Source organism: Acinetobacter sp. V116_7, from assembly GCF_056735735.1.
Genome location: NZ_JBWZIF010000028.1, coordinates 578,846 through 597,358 on the forward strand (window position 1 = coordinate 578,846; position 18,513 = coordinate 597,358).

17 protein-coding genes are annotated in these 18,513 nt (G+C 36.5%); 15 read left to right on the forward strand and 2 right to left on the reverse strand.

The window, feature by feature from the left end:
* The first annotated feature begins 22 nt into the window (after window positions 1-22).
* The 11 genes from AC1PJP_RS16705 to putP all read left to right on the forward strand — a co-directional run bounded on the left by AC1PJP_RS16705 (window position 23) and on the right by putP (window position 11,077).
* Window positions 23-586, forward strand: coding sequence for a TetR/AcrR family transcriptional regulator (locus AC1PJP_RS16705; protein WP_004792769.1), 564 nt, complete (start codon window positions 23-25; stop codon window positions 584-586).
* Between the two features lie 466 nt (window positions 587-1,052).
* A complete protein-coding gene (locus AC1PJP_RS16710) occupies window positions 1,053-1,364 on the forward strand; it encodes an ArsR/SmtB family transcription factor (RefSeq protein WP_002121379.1) in 312 nt (103 codons plus the stop codon).
* Between the two features lie 398 nt (window positions 1,365-1,762).
* Complete coding sequence (sstT, locus tag AC1PJP_RS16715) at window positions 1,763-2,965, forward strand: serine/threonine transporter SstT (protein ID WP_013198098.1); 1,203 nt, start codon at window positions 1,763-1,765, stop codon at window positions 2,963-2,965.
* Between the two features lie 4 nt (window positions 2,966-2,969).
* Complete coding sequence (locus AC1PJP_RS16720) at window positions 2,970-3,650, forward strand: YoaK family protein (RefSeq protein ID WP_151768069.1); 681 nt, start codon at window positions 2,970-2,972, stop codon at window positions 3,648-3,650.
* A 3-nt stretch (window positions 3,651-3,653) separates the two neighbouring features.
* Entirely contained in the window at window positions 3,654-4,190 is a 537-nt protein-coding gene (locus AC1PJP_RS16725; RefSeq protein WP_005304667.1) for a DUF2058 domain-containing protein, read from the forward strand.
* Between the two features lie 365 nt (window positions 4,191-4,555).
* On the forward strand, window positions 4,556-6,403 hold the full coding sequence (locus AC1PJP_RS16730) for an ABC transporter ATP-binding protein (RefSeq protein WP_013198100.1): 1,848 nt from the start codon (window positions 4,556-4,558) through the stop codon (window positions 6,401-6,403).
* Window positions 6,403-6,843: a MaoC family dehydratase gene (locus AC1PJP_RS16735; protein WP_151987954.1), complete on the forward strand. Its 441-nt coding sequence runs from the start codon at window positions 6,403-6,405 to the stop codon at window positions 6,841-6,843. The genes AC1PJP_RS16730 and AC1PJP_RS16735 overlap by 1 nt, the downstream gene beginning before the upstream one ends.
* Before the next feature lie 107 nt (window positions 6,844-6,950).
* On the forward strand, window positions 6,951-7,976 hold the full coding sequence (locus AC1PJP_RS16740) for an AraC family transcriptional regulator (RefSeq protein WP_004792780.1): 1,026 nt from the start codon (window positions 6,951-6,953) through the stop codon (window positions 7,974-7,976).
* A 37-nt stretch (window positions 7,977-8,013) separates the two neighbouring features.
* On the forward strand, window positions 8,014-8,388 hold the full coding sequence (gcvH, locus tag AC1PJP_RS16745; RefSeq protein WP_005069578.1) for a glycine cleavage system protein GcvH: 375 nt from the start codon (window positions 8,014-8,016) through the stop codon (window positions 8,386-8,388).
* A 90-nt stretch (window positions 8,389-8,478) separates the two neighbouring features.
* Entirely contained in the window at window positions 8,479-9,186 is a 708-nt protein-coding gene (locus AC1PJP_RS16750) for an SIR2 family NAD-dependent protein deacylase (protein ID WP_199942183.1), read from the forward strand.
* 400 nt (window positions 9,187-9,586) lie between these two features.
* A complete protein-coding gene (gene putP / locus AC1PJP_RS16755) occupies window positions 9,587-11,077 on the forward strand; it encodes a sodium/proline symporter PutP (RefSeq protein ID WP_005304658.1) in 1,491 nt (496 codons plus the stop codon).
* 33 nt (window positions 11,078-11,110) lie between these two features.
* Here putP and AC1PJP_RS16760 read toward each other — a convergent pair whose 3' ends face one another.
* On the reverse strand, window positions 11,111-11,599 hold the full coding sequence (locus AC1PJP_RS16760) for an Lrp/AsnC ligand binding domain-containing protein (protein ID WP_005304655.1): 489 nt from the start codon (window positions 11,597-11,599) through the stop codon (window positions 11,111-11,113).
* A 124-nt stretch (window positions 11,600-11,723) separates the two neighbouring features.
* Here AC1PJP_RS16760 and putA point away from each other — a divergent pair, with 124 nt between their 5' ends.
* The 4 genes from putA to AC1PJP_RS16780 all read left to right on the forward strand — a co-directional run bounded on the left by putA (window position 11,724) and on the right by AC1PJP_RS16780 (window position 17,726).
* Window positions 11,724-15,476 (forward strand): trifunctional transcriptional regulator/proline dehydrogenase/L-glutamate gamma-semialdehyde dehydrogenase, encoded by a 3,753-nt coding sequence (gene putA / locus AC1PJP_RS16765; protein WP_479767755.1) that lies wholly within the window; start codon window positions 11,724-11,726, stop codon window positions 15,474-15,476.
* 105 nt (window positions 15,477-15,581) lie between these two features.
* On the forward strand, window positions 15,582-16,055 hold the full coding sequence (locus AC1PJP_RS16770; RefSeq protein WP_479767757.1) for a GrpB family protein: 474 nt from the start codon (window positions 15,582-15,584) through the stop codon (window positions 16,053-16,055).
* A 106-nt stretch (window positions 16,056-16,161) separates the two neighbouring features.
* Window positions 16,162-17,247 carry a tRNA (uridine(54)-C5)-methyltransferase TrmA gene (gene trmA / locus AC1PJP_RS16775; RefSeq protein WP_151822424.1) on the forward strand — a complete coding sequence of 362 codons (1,086 nt, stop codon included), beginning with the start codon at window positions 16,162-16,164 and terminating at the stop codon, window positions 17,245-17,247.
* Window positions 17,248-17,495: 248 nt separating this feature from the next.
* On the forward strand, window positions 17,496-17,726 hold the full coding sequence (locus tag AC1PJP_RS16780; RefSeq protein WP_003651412.1) for a hypothetical protein: 231 nt from the start codon (window positions 17,496-17,498) through the stop codon (window positions 17,724-17,726).
* 35 nt (window positions 17,727-17,761) lie between these two features.
* On the opposite strand, the gene AC1PJP_RS16785 is transcribed toward AC1PJP_RS16780, so the two are convergent.
* Entirely contained in the window at window positions 17,762-18,508 is a 747-nt protein-coding gene (locus AC1PJP_RS16785) for a phosphodiester glycosidase family protein (RefSeq protein WP_479767758.1), read from the reverse strand.
* Window positions 18,509-18,513 lie beyond the last annotated feature (5 nt).

Consider the following 18,513-nt stretch of genomic DNA (forward strand, 5'->3'; position numbering starts at 1 on the left):
CATTTGTGAGAGGCTAAAAAATATGTCGAAAAAAGATGACATTATTAACACCGCATTAAGACTTTTTAACTCGTATAGCTATAATTCTATAGGGGTAGATCGCATCATTAATGAATCTGGCGTTGCAAAAATGACTTTTTATAAGCATTTTCCATCAAAAGAAAAATTAATTGAAGAATGCCTACTTCTACGGAATACGCTTTTACAAAACTCTCTGACTTCAGCCTTATCACAACATGATGAGTTAGACCCTCTCGCGAGAATTAAAGCAGTATTCTTATGGTATTCCGACTGGTTTAATAGTGAAGATTTTAATGGCTGTATGTTTCAAAAAGCTTTGGAAGAAGTTTTAAAACAGTATCCGTCAACACACCAACCTGCTACGTTGTATAAAGCTTGGTTGACTCAACTTATGCAAAATCTTCTTAATCAATATGATGTAAAAGAACCAGGTCCTTTATCTTTACTACTCGTTAATATATTGGAAGGTATGACCATTCAAGCTCAAGTCGAACATGGTTCAATAAAAATTTATGATTATTGGAATCGAGTTGAAAAGTTAATCGACTTTGAAAGAGCCGCTTAAAAATAAAGCGTGATGTTCTTCTTCTTATATTAATGTTCTTCTTATCTATCACGCTGCGTCTGAAAGTCATTTTGGTTCAAAATTAGACGTTTTTTTCGACCCTACCGAACCAAAATATACAGACCTGTCTGTACAAAACAGATTATATATTTAAAAAATAAAAACTCAATCATTTTTTATGATTCATTTAAAGATAAATTAGATTTAACTATTTATCAGAGTGGAATAGCAGTTATTTCATATTAGCTTCAATTCACTTATACTTAACAATTAAACTTATAACACAATGCAACACTTTAGACACAAAAGAACTACAAACAACTGTTTTTAATTAAAAATACTACTTATTTATCAGTTCCCCTTATATTGCTTTTCAACAAAAACAATTGGATTGATTAGTTTTGCTACATTCATTTGTGCAAGATCAATCTATACTATGCCCGCTATATTGATATAGGTATAAAGTATGAAAGATGGACTCCAAATTGAAGAAATGAAAAATGCGGCTGATTCAGTCGTTGGAATTCTCAAATCTTTGGCGAATACAGATCGTTTATTAATTTTATGTCATTTAGCTTATGAAGAGCTAAATGTCTCACAAATTGAAGAGAAGACCCAAATTACACAGCCCACTCTTTCACAACAACTTATGATGCTACGTAAAAGTGACGTTGTATCAACTCGTCGTGATGGTAAGCAAATTTTTTATTCTATTAAGGACGACAATATGCATTCAATTTTAAATACGCTTCACCAACTGTACTGCGCAAGTAAATAATATCTTTAAACTATAAATTTATAATAATATTAGTAATTTCCTGAAATATGCGATTTTTCAGCTTGAAAGCTTAGAGTTTAGTCCAAGCACAGAGTTTTGAAAATTCGCGTAGCTTTTCCAAAGTCTCACTGATCCCCTTTATTATTTCATCTATTCATTTCTCTGCGATTTGATAGTTATTTGATATAACTCTTTTTCTGACGAACAATTAACAAGCAAAACAATTAACGAGAAAAGTTAAATTTCAATAATAAATAAAATTAAAACAATAGTTTAATATTACCAATCACTATAAAAAAATCTAGTTAGCATAAAAAAGCTTAAGATTCACTTAACTTAAGTATAAAATACTCCGCTTGTTCAACCTTTAGCCATGATTAGGTTAATAAGGCCTTTATATGCTTGCATTCTTTTCTCGATTAAGCTTAGTCACTAAGATTATTATCGCCATTATTTTAGGTATTGGCGTTGCATTATTATTTCCAAACGTTACGCCTTATTTAAGTTTATTTGGTGAGCTTTTTATTAAAGCCTTAAAATCGGTTGCCCCTATTTTAGTTTTTGTATTGGTACTTTCCTCTATCGCCAACTTCCAAGTGGGTCATAGTGCAAATTTACGTCCAATCTTGATTTTATATGTAGTCGGTATGTTGCTTGCTGCTTTCACAGCTGTGATTGTGAGTCTTTCTTTTCCTAGCACTTTGTTCCTTAACACTGTTTCGCACAATGATTTGCAAGCCCCAGGAAGTTTAGCCGATATTTTAAAAAATCTGCTTTTGAGCTTTATTGCGAACCCTGTTCAAGCAATCAGTGAAGCAAACTTTATCGGTATTTTAGCTTGGGCAATTGGCTTAGGTTTAGCTATGCGCCATAGCTCAGACACCACTAAAGAAGTAATGCAAGATGTTGCTCATGCTGTCAGCGCTATTATTCATAAAGTAATTGCTTTTGCACCTGTTGGTATTTTCGGTTTGGTTGCAGTAACTTTTGCTGACGCTGGCCTCGCGACTCTTGAAAGTTACGCACAATTATTAATAGTCCTATTGGGTACGATGTTCTTTGTTGCTTTAGTTATTAATCCAATTCTTGTTGCACTTACCATACGCGGGAATCCGTACCCTCTTGTGTTTAAGTGTCTTAAAGAAAGTGGGATTACTGCTTTTTTCACACGAAGTTCAGCAGCCAACATTCCAGTTAACTTAGATTTAGCAGAACGCTTAGGTGTTAATCCATCTACAGCAAGTGTGTCCATTCCATTAGGTGCGACAATTAATATGGCGGGTGCAGCAGTAACAATTACTGTACTTACGCTAGCAACTGTACATACGCTTGGAATTCATGTTGATTTTGCAACAATGCTTATTTTATCAGTTGTTGCTACAGTTTCAGCATGTGGTGCTTCTGGTGTAGCTGGTGGTTCTTTACTTCTAATTCCAGTAGCGTGTAGTCTATTTGGCATTTCAACTGAAATTGCTATGCAAGTCGTGGCTATTGGTATGATTATTAGTGTATTGCAAGACTCTACAGAAACAGCGCTTAACTCTTCTACGGATGTTTTATTTACCGCAGCTGTAGATATTCGCTCTAAGCAAGCTTCTTAAACACATGCCATTTCAACGTCTACCAAACTGGTTCCAACTTGGAGCCTTTTTACTGGCATTCAATGCCGGAATGATTAATGTATTAGGGTTAATTACCCTTTTGCATCAATCTATTTCACATATGACTGGCAACGTTAGTATGCTAGCTATGAGTTTGGTAGAGTGGCAGCCAGAACATATCATTTTCTTGCTTCTGGTAATTATTTGTTATGTTTGCGGTTCATTTTATAGTGGTTTTATTTTAGGCAGCAGTCATTTTCGATTAGGTCGTCGCTATGGACTACCTTTGAGTCTTGTTGCCTTATTCATTTTTCTTTGTTGGCTATTACTTCCTTATTTTCCACGCTATGGATTATTATGGGCTTGTACAGCGATGGGCTTACAAAATGCGATGGTAAGCCATTATAAAGGAACCATTATTCGAACTACCCATCTATCTGGTGTTTTAACAGATATTGGTTTAGCACTTGGATATAAAGCCAGAGGCTTACCAGTAGAAAACCGACGTATTGTTTTACATTTACTTATTTTTACAGGTTTTCTGCTTGGTGGGATTCTCGCAGCGCTAGTACATCCGTATTTAAAGTTACAAGCATTTTTATTGCCAGCAACTTTAAGCTTAGTCTTAAGTATTTCTTACTGGGTAGTTTATCTCTATAGCCCTTCAACTTCACATAAGGATTAAGTCATGGTTAAAAATGCCTTACAAGCACAGCTACTAAAAGCTGGGTTAGTGGATAATAAAAAAGCAAAAAAACTAACAAAACAAGCTCATCATGAGCAACGTATCGGTCAAAGTGATGAACCAGCAATCAAAGCGAATATTGAAAAAGCTCAACAAGAAAAGTTAGCTAAAGATCAGGCTTTAAACTTAGAAAAACAACAACAACTTGAGGAAAAAGCCCTCAAAGCATCAATCATTCAAATGATTAAACATCATAAAATTTCAAATACTGATGGTGATAGTGTTTATCAATTTATTGATGAGGGTAAGATCAAGAAGGTATACATTTCTCAGCAAGTATATAATGCACTTGTTAGCGGTAGCTTAGTGATTGCTAAAGATCAAGATCAATACGCTTATTTGCCAAAAGCTTTAGCTGAAAAAATCGATCAAAAAATGCAAGGTTTCATTTTAATGAATAATGCTGAGAAAAATGAACAAGCCACTGATGAAGAAGATCCTTATGCAGCGTATGTTATTCCTGATGATTTGATGTGGTAATGCATACAAGGGCCTTTATGATGCAAATCTAAGGGCCTTTTTTGATTTGGGTTAAAAATATTAATTTAACAAATGTTCAAAATATTAAGAAAAAATACTTAAAGAATAAATTCCTTCACCACTTTATCTATTAATCCCGATATAATAAATCATAATTTTTTAAGTCCTCGCGACATTCTTGAAGATTTCTTCAGGTATCCAAATTTTACGTCATGTACAAATGAATGACGTACAACGTAATCAGTTCTGTGTATTTACACATACTCAAAAGATCGAAAACTAAGTGATATTGATCTGACTGACTTTCTTGTAAATTTAATTGCAAAGATTTAATTAAGTGGCTTTTGTCTTAAAGGTAGTAATTCATGCTGAAGTGGTTTGAAAAACTTGTAGATCCCTACCCAACAAAAGGTCTGGATGAACCTTTACCAACTCGTTTTTTTCCATTTATTTGGCAAGCGACAGAAGGCTTACGCCCTTACTTATTATTACTTATTCTGTTTACAGCAGGTGCTGCAAGCTTTGAAGCCTTACTTTTTTCAAAGATTGGACAACTCGTAGATTGGTTAAGTAAAAGTCATCCTGAAAGTTTTTTAAGTCAACATGCAACTGATCTATTGCTTTTAATTGGTGTTTTATTTGCCAATATCTTCTTCGTAAATATTCAATCTATTATTAAACACCAGATTTTATATAGTACTTTTCCAATGCGTTTGCGTTGGCGGTTCCATAATCTTTTATTGAAACAAAGCTTAGATTTTTTCCATAATGACTTTGCTGGAAGGCTTTCCGCAAAAGTTATGCAAACGGCTCTGGCAATCCGTGAATTCTGGATTATTTTGGGTGACATGTTGGCTTATGTCGCTATTTACTTTATTACGGTTAGCATTGTCCTTGGGGCTATTTCTCCTATTTTGTTAATACCACTTTTAGTTTGGTTAGCTTTATTTCTCTTAAGTGCATGGTTCTTTATTCCTCGTTTAAGTAAAGTTTCACAGCAACAAGCTGATGCCAGAGCAGTGATGACTGGCCGCATTACCGATGCTTACACCAATATTCAAACTGTTAAATTGTTTGCTCATGCAGGACGTGAGAGCCAATATGCCAAAGCATCAATGAAAGAGTTTATGACAACAGTCTATGCTCAGATGCGTTTAGGTACTCTTTTTGAAATAAGTATCAACATGCTATCAGCTGTTTTATTTATTGGCGTTATTGGCACTTCCGTTTGGCTATGGACTCAAGGTTTAGCAGCATTAGGTGTCATTGCAGCGACTACTGCCATGATTTTAAAGCTTAATAGTATGGCTGAATTTATGATGTGGCATATGTCCGCGTTATTTGAAAATGTTGGAACTATTCAAGATGGTATGCAAACATTAGGTAAAAAAATCAATATTCAAGACAAAGCAGATGCAAAAACTCTTGAAGTTGCCAAAGGTGAAATTGTATTCAAAGATGTGAGTTTTGCTTATAACAATAAAAATGTAATTGATCATTTCAATTTACATATTAAAGCAGGCGAAAAGATTGGTATTGTTGGGCGTTCAGGTGCAGGTAAATCCACTCTAATCCAACTACTTTTACATTTTTATCATCTTAAAGACGGTGAAATTTTAATTGATGGGCAAAATATTGAAAATGTGACTCAAGATAGTCTAAGAGCGAATATTGCCTTAGTAACCCAAGATACGTCTTTATTACATCGCTCAGTGGCTGAAAATATTAAATATGGCCGTCCAGATGCATCTGATGCCGAGATGGAGAATGCTGTAAATAAAGCCAAAGCAGCCGAATTTATACCTCAATTGGTTGATTTAAAAGGTCGTAATGGATATCACGCCCAAGTTGGTGAACGTGGTGTAAAACTTTCTGGCGGTCAAAGACAACGTATTGCTATCGCACGTGTATTCTTAAAAGATGCTCCTATTCTCATTTTAGATGAAGCGACCAGTGCACTAGATTCAGAAGTTGAAGCAGCAATTCAATCTAGTTTAAATGACCTTATGGTTGATAAAACGGTTATTGCAATTGCACACCGATTATCTACTATTGCACAAATGGACCGTTTAATTGTTCTTGATGAAGGTCGAATTGCTGAGCAAGGAACACACGAAGAGTTAATTGCTCAAAATGGAATATATGCACAATTATGGAAACGCCAAACAGGCGGCTTCCTGTTTGAACAAAAAGTTTTACAGGGTCAAGATTAATGCTTTATTTAGAAGATTTGAAAATTGGTGATCGTTTCATTAGCCGTGAATATGAAATCACCTTAGATGAAATCAAAAAATTTGCAAACTCCTATGACCCTCAAACATTTCACACAGATGAAGAGCAAGCTAAGTATGACCCTATTTTTCAGGGGATTGCTGCCAGCGGTTGGCATACGTCAGCCATCACTATGCGTTTATGGACAGAATGCATGCCAATTCATGGCGGCCTCATAGGTTCCGAATCTAGCCTACGATGGCCACGCCCCACCCGACCTGGTGACAGAATTCATGTTGAAGCTGAAATTTCAGCTATCACACCATCCAAAACAAAATTAGATCGTGGTATTGTTAGTTACGTTACGCAAGCCTTAAATCAACACGGGGATGTTTTACTTATTTCAACAACAAAAATTGTTGTCTTTAAAAAAAATGTTTAAAAATGGTTGATATGATTGTCTAACAGTTTTTATAAACTCAGATTATATTTCATGACAAGATGTGTAAGAAATGCATGTGAAAAATTGATGAGAGCAATGGAACGCATATGAAAATTACCTCAGCTCGTCAAGATCAGGGTATTCCGGGTGTCTATGGCTTATTGCTATTAGATGTTGTTTCACGTTGGGGATACAACGACGAAACATTATTTGCTCCATTTCATCTTACCAGCGAGCAACTGGCTGACCCTGACTATCGTATTTCTACACCAGTAGCAAATGAACTAGTAAAACACGCTCTTAATTTAACTGGCGAAACTACGTTGGGTTACCATCTTGGTACTCAAATGCGTATTTCAATTCATGGCTTCATTGGCTATGCAATTATGACAGCTAAAGATATTACTGAAGCAATTGCTCTTGCAGCTCGCTTTATTCAGCTACGCCTACCCTTTTTACAATTATATTTCTCAACTTTTGGGCCTAAAGCAACCTTACAATTACAGTGTGATATTGAACTTGAACCTTTACGTACAGAAATCGTTTTAGGTTTAACCATTGGTATCATGAGCATGGCCAAAGCGATTACTGGTATTGAAGATTTAGCTGGTGATGTAGATTTAGATTTCCCAGAACCAGAAGGTTTTGACAAATATAGAAATAAGCTAAGCAGCACAATTCGCTTTAACCAACCTCATTTAATTTCAAGTTTTGATAAAAAATATTTAGGAATTAAATTGGTTAATGCTGACCCTATCGCAAGTCAAGTTGCTATTAATCAGTGCGAAGCTGAACTATCCGCTTTAGGTGAACGCCGTCGTTTAGCAATGCGAGTTCGTGATATTTTAAGTAATTCTGAACAACATTATTTAAGCATCGAAAATGTAGCTGAATGTCTACATATGTCTGATCGAACGCTCAAACGTCAATTAGCAGCGGAAGGAACATCATTTTCAACGTTAGTTGATGAAGTACGCTATCGACATGCAACATCGTTACTTTCACGTACAGATTATAGTCTTGAACAAATTGCTGATGAACTTGGCTATTCGGACGTTGCAAATTTTAGCCGTGCTTTTAAACGCTGGAGTGGCCGCAGCCCGAGCAACTGGCGTAAAGACCCATACCTATAATTTTTAAAACTATTGGACACAAGCTTAAGGAGTTACCATGAATCATCCTTCGGAACTGAAGTATGCACGTACACATGAGTGGGTAAAGATTGAGGGTGATCTTGTTATTACAGGGATTACCGATCATGCACAAGATGAACTTGGCGATTTGGTTTACGTTGAAACTCCAGAAGTTGGGAGTAAAGTTACTGCTGGCGAACAAGCTGGTGTGGTTGAATCAGTAAAAACTGCTTCTGATATCCATGCTCCTGTTTCAGGCACTGTAGTAGAAGTAAATACTGACCTTGAAGATGATCCTGATTTTGTAAATGATGATCCATATGGTAAAGGTTGGATTTATAAAATCAAACCAGACAACATTGCAGATGTTGAAAAACTTTTAACAAATGCAGAATATGAAGCTGGCTTATAAAAGATAGCTAAAGCTTTTCATATTTAATAAAAACCAGTTTAGTCTTAAACTGGTTTTTCTTTATCTATTCAAATTCAGTTTTACGAATCGGTGACTTCTATGACAAAGCTTGTTGTATTCTCTGGCGCTGGCATGAGTGCCGAAAGTGGAATTAGCACTTTTCGTGACAGTAATGGTCTATGGGAAAATTACGACATCCAACAAGTTGCCACACCTGAAGCATGGCAAAAGAACCCTGCTCTAGTTCAACGCTTTTACAATGAACGACGTAAAAATATTTTAGAATCTCAACCCAATTCAGCTCATCAATATATTGCAAAGTTACAAGACTATTTTGACGTTCAGGTTATTACTCAAAACATTGATGATTTACATGAACGTGCCGGAAGTTCCAAAGTTTTACATTTGCATGGAAATATTCGTTTAGCAAAGAGTTCTGGCCCAAATGCACAATTTACAACTCAGTTTTATGACATTAACGGTTGGAAATTAGATTTAGAACATGACCTGTGTCCAAATGGTTATCCCCTTCGTCCACATGTTGTTTGGTTTGGTGAAGCTGTACCTGCTTATGAAGAAGCAATTAGAGTCGTGCAAAGTGCAGATATTTTTATTGTAATCGGCTCCACATTAAGCGTATATCCGGTTGCGGGTTTAGTGCATGAAATTGCAGCACAATGTAAAGCTTACTATATAGATCCCCAAGCAGATCATGGACGTGTTCCTCAACAATACGAATTATTAAAGATGTCAGCGACTCAAGGAATGCATGAACTTTTTGAAAATTTAACCAATTAATTGCTATTTTTAAGGACTAAATAAATTTAATTTGAATAAAAATTACTATTTTTTAGATAAATTTTTTTAACATTGTTCTAATTTTGCTCAATAAAACTTTATCACTTAAGCCCGTTGTAACTAAATTTAGAGTTATTTTTTTAAAAATATTTTTATTTTTCACAAAATCTTTAAAAAATAAATATTAAAAAATTATAAGTTAATGATTAATATTATAATTTTTCTATTAAAAAACCCACTTATTTTAACTTACACAAAGATACAAAAGTACAATATAAAAATAACAGAGCAAAAAAAATCTTTTGTGGTTGAATCTCAACCTCTTGAATGCCGTACAAGAAAACAGCGACCTGGATTAGGTTACAATCACGGATTATGGATATAAGGACACACATCCATCATGAGTTATTTTGATCCCACCCTCATCATGTTTATGGTGTACATCGTAGCAATGGTACTTATTGGCTTATTTGCCTACCGTGCTACAAGCGACTTCTCAGATTATATTCTCGGTGGTCGTAGTTTAGGCAGTTTCGTTACTGCGTTATCCGCAGGCGCATCAGACATGAGTGGTTGGCTACTCATGGGTTTACCAGGAGCAATTTATCTTTCTGGTCTATCTGAAGCGTGGATTGCAATTGGTCTTATTATCGGTGCTTGGCTTAACTGGCTACTGGTTGCTGGTCGATTACGCGTTCATACTGAAATTCAAAACAATGCATTAACTTTGCCAGATTATTTTACAAGCCGTTTTGATGACCAGAAAAAAGTACTTCGTATTTTCTCGGCTGTTATCATCTTGGTTTTCTTCGCTATTTACTGTGCTTCAGGCATGGTAGCGGGTGCTCGTTTATTTGAAAATCTATTCGGCATGTCTTACAACACAGCAATTTGGCTCAGTGCTATTGCAACCATCAGTTATGTTTGTATCGGTGGATTCTTAGCAATTAGCTGGACTGATACATTCCAAGCTGGATTGATGATTTTTGCCCTGATTTTGACACCAATCGTGACTTATCTTGCGATCGGGGACACAACTCATTTTGTTACCCTCATTGAAACTGCACGCCCGCATGCATTTAATCTCATCTCAGATTTTGGTGTGGTAGCAGTTTTATCCTCCATGGCATGGGGTCTTGGTTACTTTGGTCAACCACACATCCTTGTACGTTTCATGGCAGCTGACTCAGTAAAATCTATTCCTGCTGCTCGCCGTATTGGCATGACTTGGATGATTTTGTGTTTAGGTGGTGCTGTCGGTGCTGGTTTCTTCGGTATTGCTTATTTCGAGCAACATCCTGAATTAGCAGCAGTTGTAAGCAAGAACCCTGAAACTGTATTTATGGAATTGACTAAAATTTTATTCAATCCATGGATTGTGGGTATCATTTTGGCTGCAATTTTAGCTGCTGTTATGAGCACACTAAGCTGTCAACTTTTAGTATGTTCAAGTGCTTTAACTGAAGATTTATACAAAGGTTTCCTTCGTAAAAATGCATCTCAAAAAGAACTTGTATGGGTTGGCCGTGTCATGGTTCTTGTTATTGCTGTTCTTGCAATTATTCTTGCAGGCAATCCTGATAGCAAGGTTCTTGGTCTTGTTGCTTATGCATGGGCTGGTTTCGGTGCAGCGTTTGGTCCGCTTATCATCTTGTCATTGTTCTGGAAACGTATGAATTTACAAGGTGCATTAGCTGGTATGATCGTTGGTGCAGTTGTGGTTATTGGTTGGAAAAATCTTTTCGCAAGCACAGGTGTTTACGAAATCATTCCGGGCTTTATCCTTGCATTTATCAGCATCATTGTAGTGAGTCTTTTAACTAAAGCGCCAAATACGACTGTAACTGGACGCTTTGAAGAAGCAGATAAACTCTACAAAGAAAGCGTATAAATCATTGAAATAAATAAAGGGGCTAAAGCCCCTTTATTTATTTTTGGTTTTAATTTTAATTTTTGAAGTATCTTTGACTACCTGCATTACGGGATAACTCCGAGTTTCTTTCACGCCCGGTAACTGCCATAGCACCTGCCCCGCAATACGTCTAAATTCTTCCATACTACCACTTCGTAATTTAATTAAAAAATCAAACCCTCCACTCACCATATGACATTCAACAATTTCCGGATAGTGAACCACAGCATCAATAAACTCATCTAAAACATTAGGCGTGGTTTTATCTAGTAATACTTCAACAAATACCAAAAAATTTGCATTTAATTTGACTGGATTTAATTTTGCTTCATAACCCAAAATGAAATCATCTTTTGTCAGCTTTTGAACTCGGGCCATCACAGCAGTTGGAGATAAATTCACAAGTTCGGCTAATTTACTGTTAGAAATACGCCCATCTGTTTGAAGAATATCCAAAATTTTTAAATCAGTGCGATCAAGGCTTAATATTGGGCCATTCATCTGAATTTTCCTCTAAAAAATGGGCTAAATATAGTGAGTTATTCGGTGTTTCTTCTGTAATGATAAATTATCTAAACCTCTCTACTCAAGATCTTTGTACGAGAGTCGGTTGGCGGAAACAGATATGAACACAATGGATACTTTTCATCAAATGGATAAATCTCACCAAGGCTATATCACCGAATTCAACGATAAAAGTGAGTTTGAACAACGCATCAATACAGCTTGGCGACGTGCTGAACCAGAAGCTGTAGAAGAGCTATTACAAGCTGCTGCGGTATCTGATGATTTAGATCATAAAATTTATGACCTTGCTTTTAATCTTGCTAATAATTTACGTGAACGTAAAACCTCTTCGGGTAAAGCAGGTATTGTTCAAGGGTTATTACAAGAATTCTCTCTTTCTTCACAAGAAGGCGTGGCACTCATGTGTCTTGCTGAAGCTTTGCTTCGTATTCCAGATTCTGCAACACGTGATTTGCTTATTCGAGATAAGATCAATCAAGGTAACTGGAAAGAACACGTTGGCCAAAGCAGCTTAATGTTTGTAAATGCTGCGGCATGGGGCCTCATGTTAACTGGTAAGCTTATGGAAACTCCAAAGCAAACCAGTCTTTCAAGTGTACTTACTGGCCTTTTAGCACGTAGTGGACGTGGCATTATTCGTAAAGCTGTTGACGTTGCAATGCGTATGATGGGTGAGCAGTTTGTAACTGGTGAAACCATTGAAGAAGCTGTAGATCATGCGAAAGTACTCGAAGACAAAGGTTTTCGCTATTCGTACGACATGTTGGGTGAAGCAGCATTAACCGAACATGATGCTGAACGTTACTTTAACGATTATACGCAAGCCATACATGCAATTGGTAAAGCATCGAATGGTAAAGGCGTTTATGATGGTCCGGGTATTTCAATCAAACTTTCTGCTTTACACCCTCGCTATCAACGTGCCCAAATTGAACGTGTTCATCAAGAACTCTACGGCAAAGTATTTGAACTCGCTCTTTTAGCTAAAAATTACAATATTGGTTTAAATATTGATGCAGAAGAATCAGAACGCTTAGAAATTTCGCTTGAGTTACTTGAACGTCTTTGTTTCGAGCCAGAACTTGCAAACTGGAAAGGCATTGGCTTCGTTATTCAGGCTTATCAAAAACGCTGTTTCTTCGTAGTTGATTATATTATTGACCTTGCTAAACGCAGCCAAAAACGTCTCATGATCCGTCTTGTGAAAGGTGCGTATTGGGATAGCGAAATTAAGAAAGCGCAAATCGAAGGTATGGATGACTACCCTGTCTTCACGCGTAAAGTACATACAGATTTATCTTATATCGCTTGTGCTAAAAAATTACTTGCTGCGCCAGATTTCATCTATCCTCAATTTGCAACTCATAATGCTCAAACATTGGCAACGATCTATCAGTTAGCTGATCCAAGCAAATATTATACGGGTCAATATGAATTCCAATGCTTACATGGTATGGGCGAACCGCTTTATGAACAAGTTGTTGGTCCACGTGAGCAAAATAAATTAGGCGTGCCATGCCGTATTTATGCTCCTGTTGGTAACCATGAAACGTTGTTAGCTTATTTAGTTCGTCGTTTACTTGAAAATGGCGCGAATACTTCATTCGTTAACCGTATTGCAGACAAAACACTTAAAGTTGAAGATCTTATCCAGTCTCCAATTTACGACATTCGTCATGCAGCTAAGCTTGAAGGTTCGGTTGGTTTAAAACACCCATCAATTCCATTACCTTTAGATATGTACGGATCACTCCGTAAAAACTCTAAAGGCTATGATTTAGCAAATGATGCTCCACTTGAAGCTTTAGATAGCACAGCTCAACAACTACGTAATCGTATTTGGCAAAGTCATCCATTATTGGCAAATAACGATTCATTAGAGCAAGGTCATTCTGTTGCAATTACAAACCCAGCACAAAATGATGAAATTGTTGGGCATGTGCAAGAAGCTGATCTTAAGCATGTCGAAATTGCATTGAATGCAGCAGAACAAGCTCAATCTGAATGGTCAAATACACCTAAAGAAAAACGTGCTCAATACTTAAAACGTGCAGCAGACCTCATGGAAAGCCGCATTCAAGAATTGATGGTTTTGCTTTGCCGTGAAAGTGGTAAAACTTATGCCAATGCAATCGCAGAAGTTCGTGAAGCTGTAGATTTCTTACGTTACTACGCGACTCAAGTCGAGAATCTTCCTGCTAATACAGCGATTGAACCTTTAGGTACAGTACTTTGTATTAGCCCATGGAACTTCCCTCTTGCAATTTTCTCTGGTCAAATTGCTGCCGCATTAGTGAGTGGTAACTGTGTTATTGCTAAGCCTGCTGAACAGACTCCATTAATCGCAGCTCAAGCCGTTCAGATTTTATGGGAAGCTGGTATTCCACATGGTGCTGTACAGCTACTTCCTGGCCGTGGTGAAACAGTGGGTGCTCAGCTTAGCCAAGATAGTCGTATCGATGGCATCATGTTTACTGGCTCGACTGAAGTTGCCAAAATTTTACAGAAAACTGTTGCGAAACGTTTATCTGATAATGGTCAATCTATTCCTCTCATTGCAGAGACTGGCGGTCAAAACGCCATGATTGTGGATTCATCAGCATTAACTGAACAAGTCGTACTTGATGTTGTAAGTTCTGCTTTTGATAGCGCGGGTCAACGTTGCTCGGCTTTACGTATTTTATGTGTGCAAGAAGACAGTGCTGCAAGCGTTATTAAAATGCTTAAAGGTGCAATGCAACAGTTGATCGTAGGTAACCCTGCAATTTTAAAAACTGACATTGGTCCTGTTATTGATGAAGAAGCAAAGCAGACGATTGACCAGCACATCCAAAAAATGAAATCTAAAGGCTACCCTGTACATCAGTTGATGTTCGGTGCAACAAGCCAGAATGAATTAGATAAAGGAACTTTTGTTGTACCAACGGCAATTGAGTTACCTAATCTTGATGATTTGCAACGTGAAGTGTTTGGTCCAGTTTTACACATTATTACCTATAAGTATGGTGAACTCGAACAACTCATCTCACGTATTAATGCAAAAGGTTATGGTTTAACAATGGGTCTACATACCCGTATTGATGAAACCATCCAAACCGTCATTCAGCATGCTGAAGTTGGTAACCTCTATATCAACCGTAATATTGTTGGTGCAGTTGTTGGTGTGCAACCATTCGGTGGTGAAGGTCTATCTGGTACAGGCCCGAAAGCTGGTGGTCCGCTATATATGTACCGCTTAATGCAGCACTGTTCAAACAAAGTACTGGCAACACCATTTGCCATGAAGAATGAGCAAACTGCTTTTGAAGGCTTTAACCGTGAGGTTTATCAGAGCTTACAAAATTGGGCGAAACAGCATTTACCGCAAGCAAATCGTGAGATTGAACCATTTGGTGTGGGTAAATTCTATGAGTTACAAGGCCCTACTGGGGAAAGTAACCAATATATTATTTTGCCGCGCCATCGTGTGCTTTCAATTGCAGACACTGAACAAAATCAATTGCATCAGTTGCTCGCAATTTTTGCAGTGGGTAGCCAAGCAGCAGTAATGCCTAATAGTCCATTATTGGCAAAATACAAACAAACTTTGCCAAAAGATGTGCTTGCAGCAATTACTACGGTTAAAAACATCACATCAGATGATTTTGATGCAGTTTTACACCATGGTAACCGTGAAGAAATCTTCTCATTACAGCAAGAAGTTGCTAAGCGTTCTGGTGCAATTGTTGGTATTACACACGTTGAGCCGAATGAAAATATTCCACTTGAACGTTTAGTGATTGAACGTGCGATTAGTGTGAATACAGCTGCAGCTGGTGGTAACGCAAGCTTAATGACAATGACTGATTAATCGATAATTTTCTAAAAAAGCCCAAATCTCAGTATTTGGGCTTTTTTATTTAATAAAGTAATCTATTCTTTAATATATAAATTTTATCAAATCGAGATTCTAATAATGGTCTTTTTAGAACCAGAACAATATCAGCAAAGATGCGCTCAACTTTTTAATTCGTATAAAAAAGATATTTCCACACTTCTACCATTTGCCCAAATTGAGCACATTGGTTCATCTGCAATACCTAATGCAATTTCAAAAGGTGATCTAGATATTTACATTGAAGTTAAACCTGATCAATTTGAATTCGCAGTAGCTCAGTTAAAAACACTTAATTTTATAGAGAAGCAAAATACACTAAGGACAGATGAGCTTTGTATGCTCGAATCACTCAACAACGATGATGTGGCATTTCAAATTGTAGTAACGGATTCAAAATTTACATTTTTCTTAACATTTAGAAATAAGATTATGGATTCTCCAGCTCTAGTCAACGAATATAACCAATTAAAATTAGAGTGTAGCCATTTAGATCATGATCAATATAGAACAATAAAAGCAGATTTTATCAATCGCGTTTTGAAACATCCTTAATTTTAACGTTAGCCTTGCTTATTGATATCCAGCTAAAATTGGCTCCTGTAACCCCGTTTTTTTTGATACCATTCACTATTTGATTCTGTCTAAATTTTCTTTGTCTATGACCTCTTCTTATCATCAACAACTTCAAACTAAAATTGACCGCATTACTGCCCAATTTTCTGAATTTACTCCACCTACATTAGAAGTGTTTGAGTCACCTGAACAACATTTCCGTATGCGTGCTGAGTTTCGTATCTGGCATACAGAAAATGACATGTTCTATGCCATGTTTGAACGTAACGATGATGACAAGCAAAAAACAGTTGTACGCATTGATGAGTTTCCTATTGCTGACCAAAGCATTAATGATTTAATGCCAAAACTTTTGGAAGAACTCAAAGCGGAACCCAAGCTTTCTAACCGTATATTCGAAGCTGATTTCCTCGCTACACTTAGCGGAGAAATGTTAGTTACCTTAATTTATCACCGTAAACTAGATCAAGAATGGGAACAGGCAGCTAAAGCACTTGCTGAGAAATTAGACATTAAAATTATGGGCCGCAGTCGTGGCCAGAAAATTATTATTGGCGATGACTTTGTTGTAGAAGAATTTGAACTTTTAAACCGTTCATTTAAATACAAACAAATTGAAAGTAGCTTTACTCAGCCAAATGCACAGGTTTGCAAAAAAATGCTGCAATGGGCATGTGATGCTGCAGAAGGATCGAAAAAACATTTATTAGAGCTTTACTGTGGTAACGGTAACTTTACTCTTCCACTTTCTTTAAAGTTTGAACGCGTTTTGGCAACAGAACTTGCAAAATCCTCTGTTTATGCGGCTCAATGGAACATCGAACAAAATCAGATCGATAATATTCAAGTAGCCCGTCTTTCAGCTGAAGAATTCACTCAAGCTTATCAAGGTGAGCGCGAATTCCGCCGTCTACAAGAAGCAAATATTGATATTCAGAGCTATGACTTTGATACCGTATTTGTTGATCCCCCACGTGCAGGGATTGATGATGAAACTTTGAAATTATTACAGGGTTTTGAACGTATTATTTACATTTCATGCAACCCAGATACACTGTATGAGAACTTAAAAACATTAGGTTTAACTCACCGTATTACTAAGTTTGCATTGTTCGATCAATTCCCTTATACACATCATGTTGAGTCAGGTGTATTACTTGAGAAGATTTAAACAAAATCTTTCATTGTAAAGTTTTAAATAAGGAGGTTTTGTACCTCCTTATTTTTTAACACTTTATTAGCTAAGTATTTAAATTTTCAAAAAATATCAAGTCATCTATTCGTCATAATTTCGTTTAACTCGAGCATTCCTATCGAAAATTCTTGAGTTCAATTGGTGGATTTATCACTTATAGAGACTTGTATTTTATTTTAAATTGGCTATATTTCGAGCTATGTTAGGTTGTATATGAAGGCTCTATGAGTTTTTGGCAAAAGCTGTTCTTAGCAGATCAACAGCATAACGAGCATAAAAACCAAACTGCTTGTGTTGAAAATGACTGCTCATGTAAAACAAATGAACAACTTCTAAGTGCTCTTGCACTAGCAACAGATGAAGATGTCATTAAGGGAATAAAAAAAGTTCTTATTTCCCGTGGTTATAGCCGAAAAGAGTTAAATGAACTCACTCAAAAACCATCTATCCACTAATAAAAAAGCCAGTCTTGTACTGGCTTTTTTATATTTCACTTTATTTGGCAATCTGTCTGATCAACCGAACCAACTATTGGCCCCATTTCAAATAATTGATCATTACGCTTGTTTTTTTGAATATATAAACTAGAAATAGAACCATCGAGATATAAAGCCTGCTCTACCTTAAGATTTCTTTGAAAGAACTGAGCAAATCTGTAGAAACTCACGCTATTTTTCGATATTACAAAGTAGAGCTTATTATTTCGAATACCAACACCATTACGAATTTTATTCGACTGAGAGTCTGGTAAAAAAAGGGAGTTTATCTTCCCATCAATAACTAACATCGGGCCAGATTGTGTCGCATACTCAAGGTTGAAATCTCGTTGGCTATATTGATGCGTTGTTAAAATAAAGGCCTGTTTTTTATTCCAACCTAGCACACCATTCGGCTGTAAAAAGAAATTTCCCAATCCTTTATTTTCATTCAATGGCTGAATCACTTTAGCTTGTTCAACAAATAGGCCTACTGGAGAAAATCCCGGATGAAACATCCCTGCATTCATTGCAAAAGAAAGATGCTCACATTTCTTTAAATTTTTCTGAATATTACTAAAGCTTTTGTAATATTGCTTATTATTGGAATTCTTAAGAAACAGACGTAACTGTTTTAAATTGCTAATTACAATCACATCATATTGGTCGCCTTCCGCTGTTTTAACTTGCTGATGTTCTATGGCATAGACAGACTGAATCAAAAGACCATATATCGTTAAGCACCACATCAACCATTTCATTTAGT